Raw genomic sequence first — 18,520 nt, 5'->3', positions numbered from 1 at the left:
CTTGTCTTGTCAATAACTTGTATTGATTTTAATTTTCTTTTTTTATAATACTTTTTAATAGTATTTCTTCTCTCGATTTATCTAAAAAAAGAAGAGTAAAACTCCTTACTCTTCTTCATCTTTATTTTTATTTTCAATTCTTTCTTTGACTTCATCGTAAGATAGGGCATGATTATCTTCTTCTGAATCTCCAAGAGAATCCTCCGGCATCTTACCAGTCTCATAAATTGACTTGATTTGTACAGCATCAAGTGTTTCATACTTAAGCAAAGCTTCTGCAATGAGAGCATGTGTTTCTCGGTTGGCATTGATAATTTCAGCTGCTTTGTCATGTGCCTCAACTAAAAGTGATCGAATTTCTTCGTCAATAAGTTGAGCTGTATGAGCTGAGTAAGACTTATCTGTCGTAAATTGTCCTGGATTCATCGCATGATTACCTTCATATTGGACTGGTCCAAGTTTTTCGCTCATACCATATTCAGTAACCATTGCACGTGCTAACTGTGTTGCTTGCTCAAAGTCATTTGAAGCGCCTGAGGTTTGAACGTTGAAAATAATTTCTTCTGCAACACGTCCACCCATAAGTCCTGCCAATTGTTCTTTTAGCTCATCTTTAGATGACAACATCTGATCCTCTTTTGGTAGAGAAATCATATAACCACCTGCGCGACCTCGTGGAACAATAGTAACCTTGTGAACATCACGAGCGCTAGAAAGTGTTAAACCAACAATTGTATGACCTGCTTCATGGTAAGCCACAACTTTACGTTCGTGTTCTGAAACTTGGCGGTCTTTCTTAGATGGTCCAGCAATAACACGATCCTCTGCTTCGTCGATATCACTAGCATCAATTCTAGTCTTACTACGTCGTGCAGCAACTAGGGCTGCTTCATTCAAGACATTTTCTAAGTCAGCTCCAACAAAACCTGGAGTTTGTTGAGCAACAACTTTAAGGTCAACATCTTCAGCCAATGGTTTATTCTTGGCATGGACTTTCAAGATAGCTTCTCGGCCTTTTACATCTGGGCGACCAACAAGAACTTTACGGTCAAAACGTCCTGGACGTAGGAGGGCTGGATCAAGAACATCACTGCGGTTGGTTGCAGCAATGACAATGATATTCTCATTTCCATCAAAACCATCCATTTCTATCAACAGTTGGTTAAGGGTTTGTTCACGTTCGTCGTTACCGCCGCCCATTCCAGTACCACGACGACGGCCAACCGCATCGATTTCATCAATAAAGATAATAGCACGTTCGGCCTTCTTAGCGTCTTCAAAAAGACTACGAACACGACTTGCTCCGACACCGACAAACATCTCTACGAAATCAGAACCTGAGATACTAAAGAAAGGAACATCTGCTTCACCAGCAACAGCTTTAGCAAGCAGAGTTTTACCTGTCCCTGGAGGGCCTTCAAGGAGAACACCCTTAGGGATACGTGCACCAAGTGCTTTATATTTACGTGGATTTTTGAGGAAATCTACGACTTCTACAAGTTCTTCTTTTTCTTCTTCCGCACCAGCCACATCTGTGAAACGAACTTTAATATTCTCTTTTGATTGAGTCTTAGCACGGTTGCGGCCAAAATTCATTGCACCGCGGTTACCACCTTGATTCATCATGAAAAGGAAGAAAATAGCAATCCCAATCAAAGGTAGGTAACTAAAAAGATATGAAATCCAAGCACCACTTGAACTTTCACGTATCATTTTAACATTAACATCAGCTGCTTCTGATGCTGACTGCAATTTCTGCATGGTTGTTTCATTCTGCAGCACAGTCGATGTAAAGCTACGTGTCTCTGATGATGCACTACCTAAAAATGGTAGACTAAGATCAGTATCAACCTTTTCGGCCTTTTTGTAGCTACCTTTAACTTCAATGATACTACCGTCTGGCTGATAAGTGATAGATTTTACCTTACCATCTTCAATTTTCTTAACCAACTGTGTGTAAGACAATTGTTGACTTGGGCTTTGGCTTCCTCCTGCAAAGTATTGTACTCCGGTTACAACCGCAATAATAACTATGATGTAGAGAAAAGCGTTCCGTAAGAAGCCATTATTATTTTTATTATTCATAAATTAATTAGACCTTTACTTATTTTGTATAAATTTCTTCTTTTAGGACACCGACATAAGGGAGGTTACGGTATTTTTCATCATAGTCTAGTCCGAAACCAACGATAAATTCATTAGGAACATCGTAACATACGTAATCTGCCTCAATATCAACAACACGACCTTCTGGTTTATCAAAAAGAGTTGCGATTTTGACTGAATTGGCTTTACGGTACTTGAACATATCTCGAAGATAAAGGAGCGTACGACCTGTGTCAATGATATCTTCAATAAAGATGATGTCTCGTCCTTCAACATTAGTGTCAACATCTTTAAGAATCTTTACTTCACCACTGCTGACAGTTCCACCACCATAACTTGAAACGACCATAAAGTCCATCTCAATATGGGTATCGATATGTTTGATAAGTTCTGCCATAAATGGAACAGCACCTTTCAAAACACAGACTAGTAGAGGATTTTTCCCCGCATAATCCTCTGTCAATTGTTGTCCTAGTTCTTTAGTTTTAGCTACGATATCCTCTTGGGAAAAGAGGACTTTTTTAATGTCTTTTTCTAACATTTGGGTTCCCTTTCTCGAAGTCAATATTCTGTTATTATACCACTTTTACTTCAATCATCGTTATTTGAACATGGTATTTGATTAGAAATTCTTATAAATGACTACAGTGCCATAAAGTATAGCATTTTCAGGTCTTTTTTTCAAATAGAGACGCCCAGCAACATAAAGAAAAATAATCTGACCATCTTGTTCTCCTATAATGGCTTTTTGACGATCCTTCTCTAAAATCTTATTGTCTATAAATAGTCGTCTTAACTTTTTATGGTGACTACCAAGGTCAATCTTATCGCCTTCTTTTCTATGACGAATCACTATTGGGGAATCTGACCAAATACTAATAGTATCTGAGTTAGAAACGTCATTGAATTCTGAAAAACTCAAGGTATAATCCTCAAACTCAACAGATTTTCCAAATTCTAAGAGACAAGGAGGGGATAAAGAGATAGCCTCTTCTTTCCTTATTAGGAAAGAAGTCTGTGTTTTTACTAGTTCGTAACCATTTATTAGGGGGATCTTTCCTGAACCATTTTTCCTTAGATAACTTATCAATTGATTAAATTGGCCTTTAGAAAGCTGTAAATCAGGAAAGGTATCTAAATAGTTCTGAAGAAGAAAGAGCTGGACAGGATCTGACTGTTGCTGAAAAACAGATAAATCAGTGATAGTAATATCCTTTGTTAACTCCCCTAAAGCTTGCTTCATAAGACCAATCTCCTCGGCTAAAAGACAAAGGTGCTCCTTAAATTTAGGATTTTCCTGAGATAAGGTAGGAAGATAGGTCAGTCTGATGCGATTTCGAAGATAGGCTAGTGACGTATTACTCCGATCTTCAAAATGGAAAGTTACGGGAAGTTGATCTTTCGTAAGATGAAAAAAGGGACGAATAATCTGACCAGTGCCAAATGGTCTGATCGCTGATATTCCTGTCAGGTGTCTTAAACGACTTCCTCTCAACAGTCTCATAAAAATCGTCTCTGCTTGATCATCTGCATGATGGGCTGTTACAAGAGCAGAGTAATCATAATCTTTCATGACTCGCTTAAAAAACTCATAGCGAAAGGTACGGGCAGCATTTTCTGAAAACTTTCCTGAGAAGGCACTATAGTGAAAAGGGACCTTATGTTCCTTTGCCCAATGACGTAAATACGCTTCTTCATGCTCCGACTCTTGTCGTTGTTTATGGTTAACGTGAGCAATCCCCAACTGAATATCCAAATCTTTTTGATGGTTATACAAAAAGTGCAGCAAACTCATAGAGTCTGCTCCACCTGATACTGCTACTAAAATTTTCTTGTGCTGGTTAAAATAACCCTTGGCTTGCATCATTTGCAACAATTTTTGTGTCATTATTTTAAAATTCCATAAACATCATCTGCAATTGAGGTGATTTTGTCATAGCCCTCTTTATCCGTAAAAATCGATAGAATAAAGGGAGAATCTGCATAAACAATAGCGACGTCATGTTTAAAGTCGTAGGCATCACCAATTTTATGAGCGACGGGAACATCAATGTTTTTGGAAATACGTTCGCCATCATAGTCCGTACTTGAAAGATAAGTGATAATATCTCCATTTTGTCTATAAACAGCCTCCATCAAAGTACCTGCGGCTCTAGCAGTCAACTCCTTTTTATCCATATTCCACGAAGTCGCTGCGGCTTTATCTACTGATTTTTGGAAGGCCTTGTCATACTGATTAGTTACATAATAACCTAATATATTTGTCGCTACATTATCTGAGTTTTGGGCTACAGCCTTTAACAGATTTTCCAAGCTATAATTCTTATCATCAGGCATCTTACTAATCTTTCCAGAACCATCTGGATCATAGGCACCTGGAAAACCATTTACAGCAGAGGTATATTGATACTCATCTGATAATGATAATTTCTTTTGGGACAGACGTTCCTGTGCATAATAGAGTACTCCAAGCTTGGCTACGCTTGCTGCATACATGCTTTTTTCGTCATTGATAGCAGCTACTCGGTCCGTATCAAGCTGTTTAACATAAACTGAGATGCGCTCTTGATTGTTATACTTCTCATTAAGGACTTTTTGAACAGCCTCGATGCGATTGTCAGTCGTTGATAAATCAGAAGCGTTAATCCACCCCTCTCCGTCTACCAAATAGTAGGTCCCTGCATGCGTCTGAGCTGCTTGGCTAACCTTAATGGGTTTAAAACTAGCGAGTTTGGAGTCAGCTTTTTCAGTTCCTAGAACGTAAGGTTCTTTGTATACCGTAAAACCATCTTTAGTCCAGAGGGTCATATCTACTGGTTTTTGATTATAGATACTGTCGTCTACAATTGATTTCTGACTAGCGGCTACATAATCACCATCTTGAAGTTGGAAAACGGGTTCACCTTTAGCATTCCAAAAAATAGCAGAAATCGATAGTTTGGTATCCGCTTGGATACTGGTTTTAAATTCTGTTAAATCCTTGTTCTTGTAAGTTAGGATAGTTGTTATCGTTCTTGGATTTTTAGGAATCTGTTTAAATTGAGTCAAGCTAGCTGTAGTATTTTGAGTCAATTTTTGGACCTGTTTTGGGGTCAGAGTTAGCTCCTTCTCCATAGGAAGTAAGACTAGAGGACTAGAAGATACAAGCACAACAGTTGCAGCTATTAAGAGCTTTTTCATGCTTGCTTCTTCACCTCCTCTTTCCTCGGTAATTCCGTTTTAAGTTGCTGATTTTTTTCTGATAGTTCCTCTAACTTGGCTTCTGAATAGGTTAAAAAAGTTTCTACAGTTTTAAGTAAATCTTTCATTAGGGTAATAAGCTTGGTACAGGATAGATTGACTCTCCTTCACGTGAATAATAGTACTTAGCACGCGCATATTTCTCGGCGAAAGCATCATCCTTAAGTTTCTTAGCCAAATCCTTTCGTTCCTTTGTCTGATCTGACAATTTATCATAGTCTTTCTGAAGCGACAAGACTTCCTTCTCTTGCTGTTTGATATTCATATAGGTCTCAACCAGATTGTAGGTTGGCAAGATAAAGAGTAAAACAACCACAAAGAGAATCCATCCCATAAAGCGATTCCTTTGTTCGTGTTCGGCACGCTCTAATCGTTGCTCTTGATTGGCATTATCAATGTAATCGTTCGTAAGCTGTACAATATTAGGCTTCTTGCTCATCTGCTTCAATCCTTGTTTCACTTATAATCTCGTACATTTTTGCCGCATCTTCTTTTTTAGTACTGTCTTTCATTTCTAAAACACGGACAGTTAGAAGTTTATTTCCAAAACGAACTTCCACTTGGTCACCAATTTTTAAATCTGTAGATGACTTAGCGAGTACACCATTTACTTTTATACGTCCTTTATCAGCTACTTCTTTAGCAACTGGACGGCGTTTGATAATTCGTGATACTTTTAAATATTTGTCTAATCTCAATGTTACTGTTTCCTTTTCGTTAGGATATCTCTTCTATGATAGCATTTTTTTGAGAGAATAGGGGACTAAAGCCTTTTCAAGTACAAAAATAAGAGAATCGACACTAGTCGACCCTCTCAGGAGATTTATGAAAAAGAAAAGTTTTAGGATGTTTTATAGTATAGAGAGACTTACTTAAACTTTCCTTAAGCTTCCTTTTTTTCTTTACGTTCTTTGATTTCCATAAATGTCTGTCCAAAAATTTTTAATTCTTCAAGAATCTCATAGTCTTTCTTGTTACGAACATCAAAAGTAATCTCTACTTTCCCCTGGTTATCACTGATTTTTGCTTTTAAATGCGTTTTAGAGATGGCTTCGAAATAGTCTTGAGTCAAGAAGAATTTAAGAGAGGCTTGTTCGAAACGAACAATAATAGTATCGTTCTTACGCTCGACTAATTCTGCAAAGGCAGCATCTAAATAGGCCTTAACCAGACCAATCTCAATGAGATAGGCAACTTGGTCTGGATATTCTCCAAAGCGGTCAATAAGCTCATCTTGAAGGTCTTGATAGTCTTTCTGATTCTCAATTTCTCGAATACGCTTATAAATTTCAATTTTTTGGCGCTCGTCAGAAATATAGTCGGAAGGGAGGTAAGCATCAATCTGAAGATTGAACTCTGCATTTCCTTTACGGCGAACTTGAGTTTTACCTTGACGTTTATTGATAGCCTCTTCCAAGAGTTGCGAGTACATTTCGAATCCGACTGAGTCGATGAAACCACTTTGAGAAGCACCAAGAATGTTACCGGCACCACGAATTGATAAATCACGCATGGCAATTTTGAAACCTGATCCCAGTTCTGTAAAGCCCTTAATAGCATCCAATCGCTTCTCAGAGACTTCCGTCAACACTTTATCAGGACGATACATGAGATAGGCATAAGCAATTCGATTACTACGCCCCACACGACCTCTCAACTGATAAAGAGTAGATAAGCCCATATGATCTGCATTCTCAATAAAGAGCGTATTAACGTTGGAGATATCAATCCCTGTCTCGATAATGGTCGTTGCTACCAAAACATCGTAATCACCATTCAAGAAATCCAAGAGGGTATTCTCCAACATAACCTCACTCATCTGACCATGAACAAATCCGATACGTGCTTCAGGGACCAGCTCATGTAGTTCAGAAACTTTTTGATCAATGGTTTCAACACGATTATAAACATAAAAAATCTGGCCGCCTCGGTCCATCTCTCTTAATATCGCTTCTCGAATAAGACCAGGATTAGTTTCCATAACATAAGTTTGAACTGGATAACGGTTGGTAGGTGCTGTCTCAATAATCGACAAATCACGAATACCTAACATAGACATATGAAGCGTACGAGGAATAGGTGTCGCAGTTAGCGTAAGGACATCAACCTTAGCCTTCAGCTCCTTAAGTTTCTCTTTATGCTTCACGCCAAAACGTTGTTCTTCATCAATTACTAGCAAGCCTAAGTCAAAGAACTTAACATCTTTAGACAGCAGGCGGTGGGTACCAATAATAATATCAATACGCCCTTTAGCGAGATTTTCAATAGTCTCATTTTGCTCTTTTTTACTTCTAAAACGACTGAGTTCATCTACTTCAACGGCATGATTTTCAAAACGTTCTTTAAAATTCAAATAGTGCTGATGGGCGAGAACTGTTGTAGGAACTAGGATAGCAACTTGCTTTCCATCATTGACTGCCTTGAAGGCAGCACGCATAGCTACCTCTGTCTTACCAAAACCAACATCACCCACCAAGAGACGATCCATGGGTTTGTCTGACTCCATGTCTGCCTTAATTTCCTTGATAGAACGCAATTGATCCTCTGTCTCAGCATAGGCAAAATCATCTTCGAAATCCCTTTGGTTATAATCATCTGGTGAAAAAGCAAAACCTTTAAGTTGACTACGCTCAGCATAAAGTTTTAAGAGATCATCGGCAATATCCTCTACTTGCTTGCTTACTTTTTGTTTAGTCTTTTGGAAACGCCCATCATTGAGTTTATTAATTTTAGGCTCTTTTCCGTCCGCTGATACATACTTAGAGAGACTCTCAATCTGCTCAACAGGTAGAGAAATTGTTGCAGCATCCTGATATTGGATGGTCAAGTAGTCACGATGCACCCCTTTAATCTCAATAGTCTCAATACCTTTAAATTGACCGATACCATGAGTCTGGTGTACAACATAATCACCTTTTTCAAGTTCATTGTAATCTTTGAGACGCTCTGCATTGGAAACGTGACTGGCACGCGCACGACGTTTTACTTTTTTATGAAAAATCTCACGTTCAGTGACAAGAACAAGCTTTTCATCCGCAAAGTAAAAACCATTGGATAAGTTTCCTAAGACTAACTGAGGCTTATGAGGGATCAAATCTCCAAAACTACTAAGGGGTAAATCTAAATCATATTCTTCCAAGGTTTCCTTCAAAGATTTGAGCTGCTTCTCAGACCCCACTTGTAAAATAACTGTTGCCTTATTCTTGGTATAGCGATGTATTTCATCAACTAGAAGTGGGAACTGGTTAAAGAACTCTTGCATAGGGTATTGCGTGAATTGATACAACTTATCAAATTTAAGATTTCCCAATCCCTTATGAAAATTCGAAAAGAAACTAGCTGGCTGATAGTTACGTAAAGTCTTAAATGAATCCACTAAGTAATTTAGATGACTCAGAGACTTGCCCTGATGAAGATCCTCAGTTAAAAGATTAGCCACTTCCAACTCAAGACGTCCATGGCGGTCCACTATCTTTTGAAAATCATCAATGAATACAGGAGTTCCCTTTGGAAGGTAGTCAAATAAGGTGTAAGCTTTATCATAAAAGAGAGACAAAAACTTACGTAAATCTTTATGACGGTAACCATCAATCGTAACTGACAGAACTTCCTCAAGGTAAGCTTTATGAGGACCTTCTGCCTTCGAGACCGCACTTTCTAGGGCCTTCTCAGCACGTTGGTAATCTTCTCTTGTTAAGATAATATCATCTGCCGGAGATACGATAACATGCTCTAAATTGTCTAAAGATTTTTGACTATCGCTATCAAACTGACGAATACCATCAATCTCGTCTCCAAAAAATTCTAAACGGTAGGGGAGTTCTGCAGTCAGTTCATAGATATCTAAAATATCGCCCCTACGACTAAACTCACCAGGTGAGAGAACCTGCTCTACCCTTTGGTATCCAATATGAGTCAGATGCTTACTGAGAGCCTCTAAATCATGTTCTTCCCCTAGTGCTAAGTTAATACGAGAGTCTTTATAAACCTTAGGGTTAGGCAAATGTAACTTAGTCCCAACTAAACTCGTGACCAAAACCCCACTGGCCTCTTTATCTATTAAAAAATTAAGACTTTCGAGACGAGAATGGGTCTTTTCTGGAGAAGCGAAGATAAACTCTGCAGCTACTACATCATCTGCAAAAAAAGAATAAACCTTATCCTCTCCTAAGATAGCTGACAAATCTCCTGTTAGTTGCTCAGCTTCATTTTGTGTTGAAGTAACGATTAGAATCTTAGGAACCTGCTCAGAAAGGGCAGATGCCATGACAACTGCCTTGCTGGAACCAGAAAATCCCATAACCAACTGTCTACTCAATAAAGTTACTTTATCACGCCACTCAAGCAATTGAGGATTCTTCTCAAAAAGATCTAATAGGGTATTAGCCATTATAACGCCTCATGGTGTCTTCGAAATCATTGGTTTTAAGGTAATGATTGAGGGCCGTCTCTACCTTGTCTAAAGTCAGTAAAATTGTGGCATAATCATCTTCACTAAATTTTCCAAGGACATGATTAACGACCGTCATTCCTTTCTGTGGGCGACCAATACCAATTTTTATACGATCAAATTCTTGTGTTCCAGTTTCAGCAATGATGGATTTAATCCCATTATGACCACCTGCTGAACCCTTTTGACGAAAGCGTATTTTCCCAACTTCCATGTCCAAGTCATCGTAAATGACGATAAAATCCTCTATGGGAATATTGTAATAAGCCAGCAATGCTCTGACAGCTAGACCTGATAGATTCATAAAGGTCGTTGGTTTCACAAAATAAACCTTTTCACCATTTAAAAAGGTCGAAGCCACTTCAGCCTTAAAGGTCTTTTCTTCAGAAAAAGTTAATCCTAGTTCCTTAGCCATTAGGTCAATGGCCATAAAACCAACATTGTGACGGGTCTCATGGTATTTTGAACCAGGATTTCCCAAGCCAACTACTAATTTTGTCATTATTTCTCCTCTTTGATAAACAGCAAAAGGACTGAAAAATACTTTTCAGCCTTGTGCACTATTTTTTATTTTCTAAACGTTGAAACGGAATTCCATGATGTCGCCATCTTGAACAACATATTCTTTTCCTTCTTCACGAAGGCGACCAGCTTCCTTAACAGCTTTCTCAGAGCCATATTTAATAAGATCATCGTAAGACATGGTTACGGCACGGATAAAGCCTTTCTCGAAGTCAGAGTGGATAATTCCTGCTGCTTGTGGAGCCTTGATGCCGCGTTTAAAGGTCCAAGCACGCACTTCTTTCTCACCAGCAGTAAAGTAAGTTCCTAGACCAAGCAAGTGATAGGCTGCGCGTGTCAGTTTATCAACTCCTGATTCTGTCAAACCAAGGTCTTCCAAGAACATTTCTTTGTCTTCATCATCCAATTCAGAAATTTCTTCCTCAACACGTGCCGAGATAACAACTACTTCTGCATTTTCAGTCGCTGCAAACTCACGAATTTGTTTGACATAATCAATATCATCAGGATTTGCGACTTGGTCTTCATCAACGTTAGCCACATAAAGTACTGGTTTTGTTGTCAAGAGGAAGAGTCCCTTAACAATTTTTTGCTCTTCCTCAGTAAAATCAATCGTACGTGCAGACTTACCATCTTCTAGAACAGGTTTAATCTTTTGAAGAATATTAAACTCTGCCACAGAATCTTTATCTTTTTGTGTACGAGCAATTTTTTCGACACGCGCATAACGTTTGTTAATTGATTCAAGGTCAGCCAAAATCAATTCTAGGTTGATTGTATCAATATCAGCCATCGGATCTACAAAGGCATCCTCACGCCCTTGTTCACGCATAACATTTTCGTCATCGAAAGCACGAACCACATGGACAATCGCATCTACTTCACGAATGTTCGCTAAGAACTTATTTCCAAGACCTTCACCCTTTGATGCTCCTTTTACGATACCCGCAATATCTGTGAACTCAAATGTGGTTGGAACTGTCTTTTTAGGGGTAATAAGTTCAGTCAGTTTCGTCAAACGCTCATCTGGTACCTCAACCATTCCGACGTTTGGATCAATTGTCGCGAAAGGATAGTTAGCAGCTTCCGCACCCGCTTTTGTAATTGCATTGAAAAGAGTTGATTTACCAACGTTTGGCAAACCAACGATACCTGCTGTTAAAGCCATTAATTTATTTCTCCATAAAAAAGTAATTTAGTTAATTATAACACAAAAATTGTTAAAAATAGGCAACTTCCCTTTGAGAATCGGAAAAAGGGAAGCAAGGCAAAGAATGCTATAAAGAAGATAATTGGGGACTCTAGAAAGTTTTTATATTGCTAGTAAACTAATTTTCTTAACATAAGAATCTCCTTATCTAGACTCCCCAATGTCTGTTATAAAATCTTCTTAAGTTTCTTTTCGAAATCATGACGACTCATCATAACCACATGATCACAATTCGTACAACGGATCTTAATGTCAGCTCCAAGACGGGTCACTTCCCATTCATTAGCTTTTTTTCCTGTTGCTTTGATGGTACAAGCATGTGGTTTTTTCATTTCAACTAAACTTCCAATTTGGTACATAGACTTCCTCTCTAGTAAAAAAGTTATCCACAGTGGATAACTTTTTCGATTTTAGTTTGTTCTTACAGGTGTAATCAATTGAATAAAATTCTCACTGTCATCTGCTGGCGTCAAAGTAAATGGACGCACTGGTGAAATGAAACGTACACGGACAGTCTCACTCTTAAGAGCTTTCAAAGCATCTATTAGGTAGGTTGGGTTGAAACTAATGACCAAATCACTACCTGAAATATCTTGCACGTCAATATCCTCATTCACCTTTCCGACTTCTGGCGAATTAACATGGGCACTGACACTGCCATTGATGATTTCGAGTTTTACGGTACCACTTTGACTAGCATTAGAAATCAAATACGAACGTTCCATAGCAGAACGAAGGCTAGCGGTCTCAAAAACAACTTCTGTTTCAAATGAATCAGACAAGAGACGATTCGTGTCTGGATAATTTCCTTCAAGTAGACGTGTATAGAAAGAAATTGTTTCACTACGGAATAGAATTTGATTTGCTGAGAAGAAAACCTCTAAGTTTTCAATATCATCGCTAAAGACTGCCGATAATTCTTTAAGTGAGCGACTTGGGATTACAACATCAAAGTTATCTGCAGAATGCTCCAAAACAAGTTGGCGTTGGCTCATACGGTGAGAGTCAGTTGCTACAGCTTTGAGATCTTTATGATTTGAAAGAACGAAGTGAACACCGGTTAAAATTGGACGACTTTCTTGTGTGCTTGCTGCGAATGAAGTTTCAGCAATGATAGATTTTAACACTTTTGTGTCCATGAGTAATGGCGTCAAGCTATCAACTTCCTGAATACGGGGATATTGTTCAACATCTTTCCCTTTTAAGGTAATTTCTGATTTACCACTCTTCAGTAAAACTTGGTATTGTTCGATTTCTTCAAAAGTTAGGGTAACATCAGGCAAGCTTGAGACAACATTAATGAAAAAGTTGGCTTCCAAAAGGATACTACCTGGCTGTGTAATTAATAGGCCTGCATTTTCTTCTGAAACTGAGATACTATTTTCAATTGAGATTTGCCCATTTGATCCTGTCAAATAGATACCATCACTGGTAACTTCGATTTTAATCGTTGATAGAATTGGGATAGCATTTTTAGAAGAAATAGCACGGCGAGTCGTATGAAGTGCTTGTAAGAAATAAGCTTTATTAATCGCAAATTGAATCATGATGCTCCTTTATTTTATTAGTATTATTTTAGTAGTAGTAGTAGGTCTTGTGGACACTGTGCATAAGTCTACAAAACATAGTTTTATCAAGGCTTTAAACTTGTGCACAGCCTGTGGAAAAGTTTGGATAATTTTTAATAGTTATCCACAAGTATTATTTTATCTTGTTTTTGATGGTATCAATTTCAATGCGTAAACTGTCATCTTGAGCAATCATATTTTTGATTTTATTGTATGCATGTAAGACAGTTGAGTGGTCTCTTCCTCCAAATTCTTTTCCAATTTTTGGAAGGGAGTTATCAGTCATTTCACGCGCAAGATACATGGCTACCTGACGTGCCAAGACAATATTTTGTGTTCGTTTAGTTGCCTTGATTTCTTTCACAGTGACATTATAAAATTTTCCTACCTCAGTTTGGATATCCTCAATCGGAATAAGAGTTAACTTAGGACTATCCATTTTACGTGCGCGAATGGCTTCAGCAGCTACTTCAACTGTGATAGTATCTAACTGGCGAACATTGGCAACTAAGCTAATATCTTTTAAGGCCCCTTCTAAGTCACGGACATTTGAATCAAATTGGCCAGCTAAATACTCAATTGTTTCAGGAGGAAAATGATAATCATAGTCCATAATCTTATTAGTAAGAATGGCCACTCGCGTTTCAAAGTCAGGTGGTGTGATATTGACGGTTAATCCCCATTTGAAGCGCGTGACAAGACGCTCTTCCATCTCGTTCAATTGATCTGGATTACGGTCGCTGGTCAGGACAATTTGTTTATTATTATTGTGAAGGACATTGAAAGTATTGAAGAATTCCTCTTGAGTGGCTTGCGTTGATTTTTTAGCCAATGATTGAATATCATCAATTAAGAGAACGTCCAGATGACGGTATTTAAGTTTTAGTTCATCCATTTTATCTAAACGGATATGGACAACAAATTCATTAATGAAATTCTCTGCAGTAATGTATTTGATACGTGCTTGAGGATTATCATGTAAGACCTTGTTACCAATGGCATTGAGTAAGTGAGTTTTTCCGAGACCAGGTCCTCCATAAATAAATAGAGGGTTATACGTAGCTCCTGGTGAATCAGCTACAGCTAAAGATGCAGCAACTGACCAACGGTTTTCATCCCCCTGAATAAAATTATCAAAGGTGTACTTACTATTCAAGTCAGAGTCCAATGTAGGAAGAGCAGGTGTTTGCTGTTCCTTTTTATTGCCAAAGTCATTGTTTGTTACAGTTGAATTTGCCTCGTTTAAGAGTGCTTCGTCAAAGACGTACTCAACTTTGATTTCACTATTATAGGCTTCAAAACCAGCCATCAAAATGAAAGATTGCATATTCTTTTCCCAGAATAGCTTTTTGACTTCCTCAAGCAGAATTGTAGCAACGTTATCTTGAACTTTGATGAGCTTGGTATCTAGGACATAATAATCAAAAGTGGCTTGTGTTAGTTCCTCTTTGGCCAGCTCTAAGAGCTTATTCCAAAAAAAATGCTCTTTTTCGGTCATTCCATCAATTCTCCTTCTTTATTCTTGTTCTCTGATTCTATCATAAAACAAAAAAGTTTTCCACAGGTCCGAAGATAAAAGTTCCCTAAGTTATCCACAAGGAAAAAAAGACAATTCACATTGTGCACAAGAGTTATCCACAAGTTGTGAATAAAAAAAGAAACCCTCTCAAATAAAGGGAGGGCAACCATTTTATGATGTGGATAAGTTTGTTTCTTTTTTCTCCTCAATTCACAGGTCAAATAAGCTTGTTGATAATTCTGTTAAAATCTTCTTCCGTCGAAAAGTGGATCTGAATAGTTCCAGAGTGATTTTTGTGATAACGAAGAGTAACGGGGAGACCAAGTGATTTTTCCAGTTCTTTTTCTTTATCTTTTATATGAATATCTTTTTTTGATTTTTGTTTTTTTGGAAGTTCTTGAAGTCTTTTTTCCAGGGTACGAACTGACCATTTTTCAGTAAGGACCTGATGATAGATAGTTAATTGCTTTTTTGTATCCTCAACAGCTAAAAGTGCTCTAGCATGTCCTTGACTCAGTTTGCCATTTTCGATACTCGTCTGTATCTCTTTGGGAAGTTGGAGGAGTCTGAGAGCGTTACTGATATAAGGTCTGGATTTCCCCATAGCTTTCGCCAGTTCCTCGTGACTATAAGCTAGCTCATTAATTAAACTACGATAGGCCTTTGCTTCTTCAATGGGATTGAGATTCGATCGTTGTAAATTTTCAATAATAGCTTGTTTACGGCTTTCTTGATCTGTAACTTCCTTTACAACTGCAGGGATTTCTGTCATTCCTAGACGTTTACAGGCACGTAAACGTCTTTCCCCAGCAATTAGTTCATAACCAATAATATCCGATTTTCGGACAATGATTGGCTGTATTAGTCCATTTTCTGCAATCGATTGGCTTAGCTCCGCTAATTCTTCATCAGAGAACTCTATACGAGGTTGAAAAGGATTGGGATAGATGTCACTAATAGGTAAAGCTTTGAGTTGTTCTTGCATGTTATTCCTTTCCAAAAAAGACCTTTACATTATTGTAAAGGTCTTTTGACAGATTTGTCAATGACTTAGTCAGACAAGTCTTCTGTAGATTTTGTTAATTTAAGTTCTTCAGTTTTCTTCTCTTTACCACGATAGAAGGTTACCTTGATTGTATCTCCGATACTATGGCTGTAAAGATTGGTTTGAATATCAGTTTTTGAGCTGATTTCCTTACCGTCAATTTCAGTGATAACATCATTTTCTTGAAGTTTACCGTCAGCTGGCATACCTTTTTGAACGCTGCCGACTACCACTCCAGATTTCACATCATCTGGTAAATCTAATTTAGAAGTTGCACTGCTAGAAAGGCTATTAAGATCGGCCATTGAGATTCCTAGGGCTGGTCGTGTAACTTTACCGTCTTTTTCCAATTGATTGATAATCTCGACAACATCGTTTGATGGAATGGCAAATCCCATACCTTCAACGGCGCTACCAGCGACTGCTGACGTTGATGAAATTTTACTTGAGTTAATACCGATAACTTGTCCTTCGATATTGACTAAGGCACCACCTGAGTTACCAGGGTTAATGGCAGCATCCGTTTGGATAGCATTTGTTGAAACAGTTTCACCATTGTCGTTTTGCATAGTTACGGTACGGCTAAGGCTAGAAACGATTCCCTCTGTTACTGAGTTGGCGTATTCGGTACCAAGTGGGCTACCGATAGCAATTGCCTTCTCACCGACTGTGAGAGAGTTTGAGTCTGCAAATTCCGCTACGGTTTTAATTTTATCTGAAGAAACTTTGACAACTGCTAGGTCAGAGTAAGTATCTTTACCAACGAGTTCACCAGTAATTTTTGATCCATCTGAAAGCATGATTTCAAGTTTTTTAGCGCCATCGACAACGTGGTTGTTGGTTACGATGTAGGCCTCTTTCCCATCTTTTTTATAGATGACTCCAGAACCTTCACCAGCGACTTGCAACCCATCAGAATCTTTTGATTTGTCTTGGTTAGAGTCAGAACTATCATCTCCACCAAAGATACGGCCATAAAGTTCATTTAGAGAATCTGAAGATGACCCTTCTTGGTAATTGATGACAGAAACAACGGCATTTTGTACTTTCTTAACAGCTTTAGTTGTATCTGTTGTATTATTGTATACGGTCTTAGCTGTTTTAACACCTGTATCTGTTGAATTGGTAAAAGATACCCCTGCTGCTGTTAGTAGGATAAAGGCACCTAGCAAACCACCTAGCAAGCCAATAACAAGCATTGCAATTGGCGCTACTATTTTTTTCCAGTTAAATTTTTTCACGTTTAGTCCTCCTTTTTGATAAACATATCAAAGTAAGCTTAATTATATCATAAAGTGATTTTAAAGAACAGTTATCAACAGTCTGTGGATAAGTTTCAAAAAATGTAGATAATAAGCTATTTTATAGGGATAACTAAAGATTCTTAACAGTAAAAAGGTGTGGATAAGGTGTTAAAAGATTGTGGATATGTGCTATAATAAGCCTATGAAAGTTAAATTGATTACCGTTGGAAAATTGAAAGAAAAATATTTGAAAGATGGCATTGCGGAGTATGTCAAACGACTAGGACGCTTTACAAAATTTGAGTCTATAGAATTAACGGATGAAAAGACGCCAGATAATGCAAGCGAATCTGAAAATAAAGCTATCCTAGACAAAGAGGGGCAGCGTATCTTGGCTAAAGTAGGTGATCGTGATTATGTCATTGCCTTAGCTATTGAAGGAAAACAATTTCCCTCGGAGCAATTTGCTAAAGAGTTAGAGCAAGCGACTCTTAGAGGCTATTCAGATATTACTTTTATTATAGGGGGAAGTTTGGGACTCTCTCCTACAGTGAAAAAGAGGGCTAATCAATTAATGAGTTTTGGTCTCTTAACGTTCCCTCATCAGCTTATGCGCCTTGTATTAGTAGAACAAATTTATCGCGCATTCATGATTCAGCAGGGAAGTCCTTACCATAAGTAGAAGAAGGAAACAGACATGTTCAGAATGAAAAAACGCTCCTATCGTGTTTTTGAAGGATTAAGGGTAGCAACTCTAGTAAGTTATATAGGGGGCTTTATTGATGCCTATACTTACAATACTCAAGACGGACGATTTGCAAGTATTCAGACAGGTAATCTTCTTTATTTGGTTATTCATCTTGTTGAGGGGCATATTGCAAGAGCTTTCAGCTATGTGATACCTATTTTTTTCTTTGTTTTAGGTCAGTTTTTTGTTTTTTTTGTTAAGAAGTGGCTCATTAACCATAAATGGGGATGGCATTTGCAAGCGATTAGACTTGCCTTTCTCTTGATGACTATTCTCGCCATTATTACACCTTACGTTGATTCTACTATTACGATTGCAGGCTTGGCATTTTTTGCCTCTCTTCAGGTAGGGATTTTTAAGCGCGTCAGAGGGGTAAATTATGCTTCCTTCATGATGACTGGTAATATTACGAATACCTCTTTAACCGTTGCCAGGGCTATTGACGAGGGGGATCCCAAAGTGCTTAAACAAGCTTCTTACACTACTATTATCATCTTTACATTTATGGTAGGAGTTGCAGCCTCAACTTGGTTTGCTCAATATTTACATGAATACAGCCTATATACGACTTTGCTTCCCTTGCTTGTTTTAAATTATTTCCTATTTATCGAGGCAAAAGAAAAACGCAACTAGAGATTCTAGATTGCGTTTTTTATCTGATCCCAGCAGGATTCGAACCTGCGACCGTTCGCTTAGAAGGCGAATGCTCTATCCAGCTGAGCTATGGGACCAATAACTCTATTAGTTTACAAAATATATAGCAACATGTCAATACTTTGTAAAAGCAAGATAAAAACTAACGTAAAATTCGAATAAATTTAGCAAAATTTAATATTTTTTTTGAAAAAAAGTATAGACAAAATCGAAT

General features: G+C 38.0%; 17 protein-coding genes and 1 tRNA gene. 2 read left to right on the top strand and 16 right to left on the bottom strand.

Going from position 1 to position 18,520, the window contains the following annotated elements:
- Positions 1–105 precede the first annotated feature (105 nt).
- The 15 genes from ftsH to HMPREF1519_RS03390 form a co-directional block, all read right to left on the bottom strand.
- Positions 106–2,085 carry an ATP-dependent zinc metalloprotease FtsH gene (gene ftsH, locus HMPREF1519_RS03465; RefSeq protein ID WP_022496845.1) on the bottom strand — a complete coding sequence of 660 codons (1,980 nt, stop codon included), beginning with the start codon at positions 2,083–2,085 and terminating at the stop codon, positions 106–108.
- A gap of 19 nt (positions 2,086–2,104) precedes the next feature.
- On the bottom strand, positions 2,105–2,647 hold the full coding sequence (hpt, locus tag HMPREF1519_RS03460; RefSeq protein WP_002883962.1) for a hypoxanthine phosphoribosyltransferase: 543 nt from the start codon (positions 2,645–2,647) through the stop codon (positions 2,105–2,107).
- An 81-nt stretch (positions 2,648–2,728) separates the two neighbouring features.
- A complete protein-coding gene (gene tilS / locus HMPREF1519_RS03455; protein ID WP_022496844.1) occupies positions 2,729–3,994 on the bottom strand; it encodes a tRNA lysidine(34) synthetase TilS in 1,266 nt (421 codons plus the stop codon).
- The gene (locus HMPREF1519_RS03450; RefSeq protein WP_022496843.1) at positions 3,994–5,286 is read right to left on the bottom strand and encodes a serine hydrolase; all 1,293 of its coding nucleotides are present in this window, start codon (positions 5,284–5,286) and stop codon (positions 3,994–3,996) included. Before HMPREF1519_RS03450 ends, tilS begins: the two co-directional genes overlap by 1 nt.
- Positions 5,283–5,414 carry an SP_0009 family protein gene (locus tag HMPREF1519_RS03445; RefSeq protein WP_002883955.1) on the bottom strand — a complete coding sequence of 44 codons (132 nt, stop codon included), beginning with the start codon at positions 5,412–5,414 and terminating at the stop codon, positions 5,283–5,285. Before HMPREF1519_RS03445 ends, HMPREF1519_RS03450 begins: the two co-directional genes overlap by 4 nt.
- Positions 5,414–5,785, bottom strand: coding sequence for an FtsB family cell division protein (locus HMPREF1519_RS03440; protein WP_002886276.1), 372 nt, complete (start codon positions 5,783–5,785; stop codon positions 5,414–5,416). Before HMPREF1519_RS03440 ends, HMPREF1519_RS03445 begins: the two co-directional genes overlap by 1 nt.
- Positions 5,769–6,044 (bottom strand): RNA-binding S4 domain-containing protein, encoded by a 276-nt coding sequence (locus tag HMPREF1519_RS03435; protein ID WP_002883975.1) that lies wholly within the window; start codon positions 6,042–6,044, stop codon positions 5,769–5,771. The genes HMPREF1519_RS03440 and HMPREF1519_RS03435 overlap by 17 nt, the downstream gene beginning before the upstream one ends.
- A 185-nt stretch (positions 6,045–6,229) precedes the next feature.
- Positions 6,230–9,736, bottom strand: coding sequence for a transcription-repair coupling factor (gene mfd / locus HMPREF1519_RS03430; protein ID WP_037611170.1), 3,507 nt, complete (start codon positions 9,734–9,736; stop codon positions 6,230–6,232).
- On the bottom strand, positions 9,729–10,298 hold the full coding sequence (gene pth, locus HMPREF1519_RS03425; protein ID WP_022496841.1) for an aminoacyl-tRNA hydrolase: 570 nt from the start codon (positions 10,296–10,298) through the stop codon (positions 9,729–9,731). Before pth ends, mfd begins: the two co-directional genes overlap by 8 nt.
- Before the next feature lie 72 nt (positions 10,299–10,370).
- Positions 10,371–11,486 (bottom strand): redox-regulated ATPase YchF, encoded by a 1,116-nt coding sequence (gene ychF / locus HMPREF1519_RS03420; protein ID WP_002883967.1) that lies wholly within the window; start codon positions 11,484–11,486, stop codon positions 10,371–10,373.
- 209 nt (positions 11,487–11,695) lie between these two features.
- Positions 11,696–11,887 carry a DUF951 domain-containing protein gene (locus tag HMPREF1519_RS03415; RefSeq protein WP_002883961.1) on the bottom strand — a complete coding sequence of 64 codons (192 nt, stop codon included), beginning with the start codon at positions 11,885–11,887 and terminating at the stop codon, positions 11,696–11,698.
- 51 nt (positions 11,888–11,938) lie between these two features.
- Positions 11,939–13,075 carry a DNA polymerase III subunit beta gene (gene dnaN, locus HMPREF1519_RS03410; protein ID WP_022496839.1) on the bottom strand — a complete coding sequence of 379 codons (1,137 nt, stop codon included), beginning with the start codon at positions 13,073–13,075 and terminating at the stop codon, positions 11,939–11,941.
- 154 nt (positions 13,076–13,229) lie between these two features.
- Positions 13,230–14,594 carry a chromosomal replication initiator protein DnaA gene (dnaA, locus tag HMPREF1519_RS03405; RefSeq protein ID WP_037611169.1) on the bottom strand — a complete coding sequence of 455 codons (1,365 nt, stop codon included), beginning with the start codon at positions 14,592–14,594 and terminating at the stop codon, positions 13,230–13,232.
- Between the two features lie 238 nt (positions 14,595–14,832).
- Entirely contained in the window at positions 14,833–15,600 is a 768-nt protein-coding gene (locus tag HMPREF1519_RS03395; protein WP_013991348.1) for a ParB/RepB/Spo0J family partition protein, read from the bottom strand.
- 65 nt (positions 15,601–15,665) lie between these two features.
- Complete coding sequence (locus HMPREF1519_RS03390; protein WP_037611167.1) at positions 15,666–16,901, bottom strand: S1C family serine protease; 1,236 nt, start codon at positions 16,899–16,901, stop codon at positions 15,666–15,668.
- Positions 16,902–17,106: 205 nt separating this feature from the next.
- Between HMPREF1519_RS03390 and rlmH the strand changes: the two genes are divergently transcribed.
- Both rlmH and HMPREF1519_RS03380 read left to right on the top strand, forming a co-directional pair.
- Positions 17,107–17,586, top strand: coding sequence for a 23S rRNA (pseudouridine(1915)-N(3))-methyltransferase RlmH (gene rlmH, locus HMPREF1519_RS03385; protein ID WP_022495861.1), 480 nt, complete (start codon positions 17,107–17,109; stop codon positions 17,584–17,586).
- Between the two features lie 15 nt (positions 17,587–17,601).
- Positions 17,602–18,285, top strand: a complete 684-nt coding sequence (locus HMPREF1519_RS03380; RefSeq protein WP_002883977.1) for a YoaK family protein — start codon at positions 17,602–17,604, stop codon at positions 18,283–18,285.
- Positions 18,286–18,309: 24 nt separating this feature from the next.
- Here HMPREF1519_RS03380 and HMPREF1519_RS03375 read toward each other — a convergent pair.
- A tRNA-Arg gene (locus HMPREF1519_RS03375) sits at positions 18,310–18,383 on the bottom strand.
- Positions 18,384–18,520: the final 137 nt, after the last annotated feature.

It is taken from the genome of Streptococcus sp. SR4, assembly GCF_000517725.1.
GTDB classification, from domain to species: domain Bacteria; phylum Bacillota; class Bacilli; order Lactobacillales; family Streptococcaceae; genus Streptococcus; species Streptococcus salivarius_F.
This window is presented reverse-complemented; position numbering and strand designations above follow the sequence as displayed.

Coding starts and splice junctions, on each gene's coding strand:
- ftsH (WP_022496845.1), bottom strand. CDS start 2,085: ATGAATAATAAAAATAATAATGGCTTCTTACGGAACGCTTTTCTCTAC.
- hpt (WP_002883962.1), bottom strand. CDS start 2,647: ATGTTAGAAAAAGACATTAAAAAAGTCCTCTTTTCCCAAGAGGATATC.
- tilS (WP_022496844.1), bottom strand. CDS start 3,994: ATGACACAAAAATTGTTGCAAATGATGCAAGCCAAGGGTTATTTTAAC.
- HMPREF1519_RS03450 (WP_022496843.1), bottom strand. CDS start 5,286: ATGAAAAAGCTCTTAATAGCTGCAACTGTTGTGCTTGTATCTTCTAGT.
- HMPREF1519_RS03445 (WP_002883955.1), bottom strand. CDS start 5,414: ATGAAAGATTTACTTAAAACTGTAGAAACTTTTTTAACCTATTCAGAA.
- HMPREF1519_RS03440 (WP_002886276.1), bottom strand. CDS start 5,785: ATGAGCAAGAAGCCTAATATTGTACAGCTTACGAACGATTACATTGAT.
- mfd (WP_037611170.1), bottom strand. CDS start 9,736: ATGGCTAATACCCTATTAGATCTTTTTGAGAAGAATCCTCAATTGCTT.
- pth (WP_022496841.1), bottom strand. CDS start 10,298: ATGACAAAATTAGTAGTTGGCTTGGGAAATCCTGGTTCAAAATACCAT.
- ychF (WP_002883967.1), bottom strand. CDS start 11,486: ATGGCTTTAACAGCAGGTATCGTTGGTTTGCCAAACGTTGGTAAATCA.
- HMPREF1519_RS03415 (WP_002883961.1), bottom strand. CDS start 11,887: ATGTACCAAATTGGAAGTTTAGTTGAAATGAAAAAACCACATGCTTGT.
- dnaN (WP_022496839.1), bottom strand. CDS start 13,075: ATGATTCAATTTGCGATTAATAAAGCTTATTTCTTACAAGCACTTCAT.
- dnaA (WP_037611169.1), bottom strand. CDS start 14,594: ATGACCGAAAAAGAGCATTTTTTTTGGAATAAGCTCTTAGAGCTGGCC.
- HMPREF1519_RS03395 (WP_013991348.1), bottom strand. CDS start 15,600: ATGCAAGAACAACTCAAAGCTTTACCTATTAGTGACATCTATCCCAAT.
- rlmH (WP_022495861.1), top strand. CDS start 17,107: ATGAAAGTTAAATTGATTACCGTTGGAAAATTGAAAGAAAAATATTTG.
- HMPREF1519_RS03380 (WP_002883977.1), top strand. CDS start 17,602: ATGTTCAGAATGAAAAAACGCTCCTATCGTGTTTTTGAAGGATTAAGG.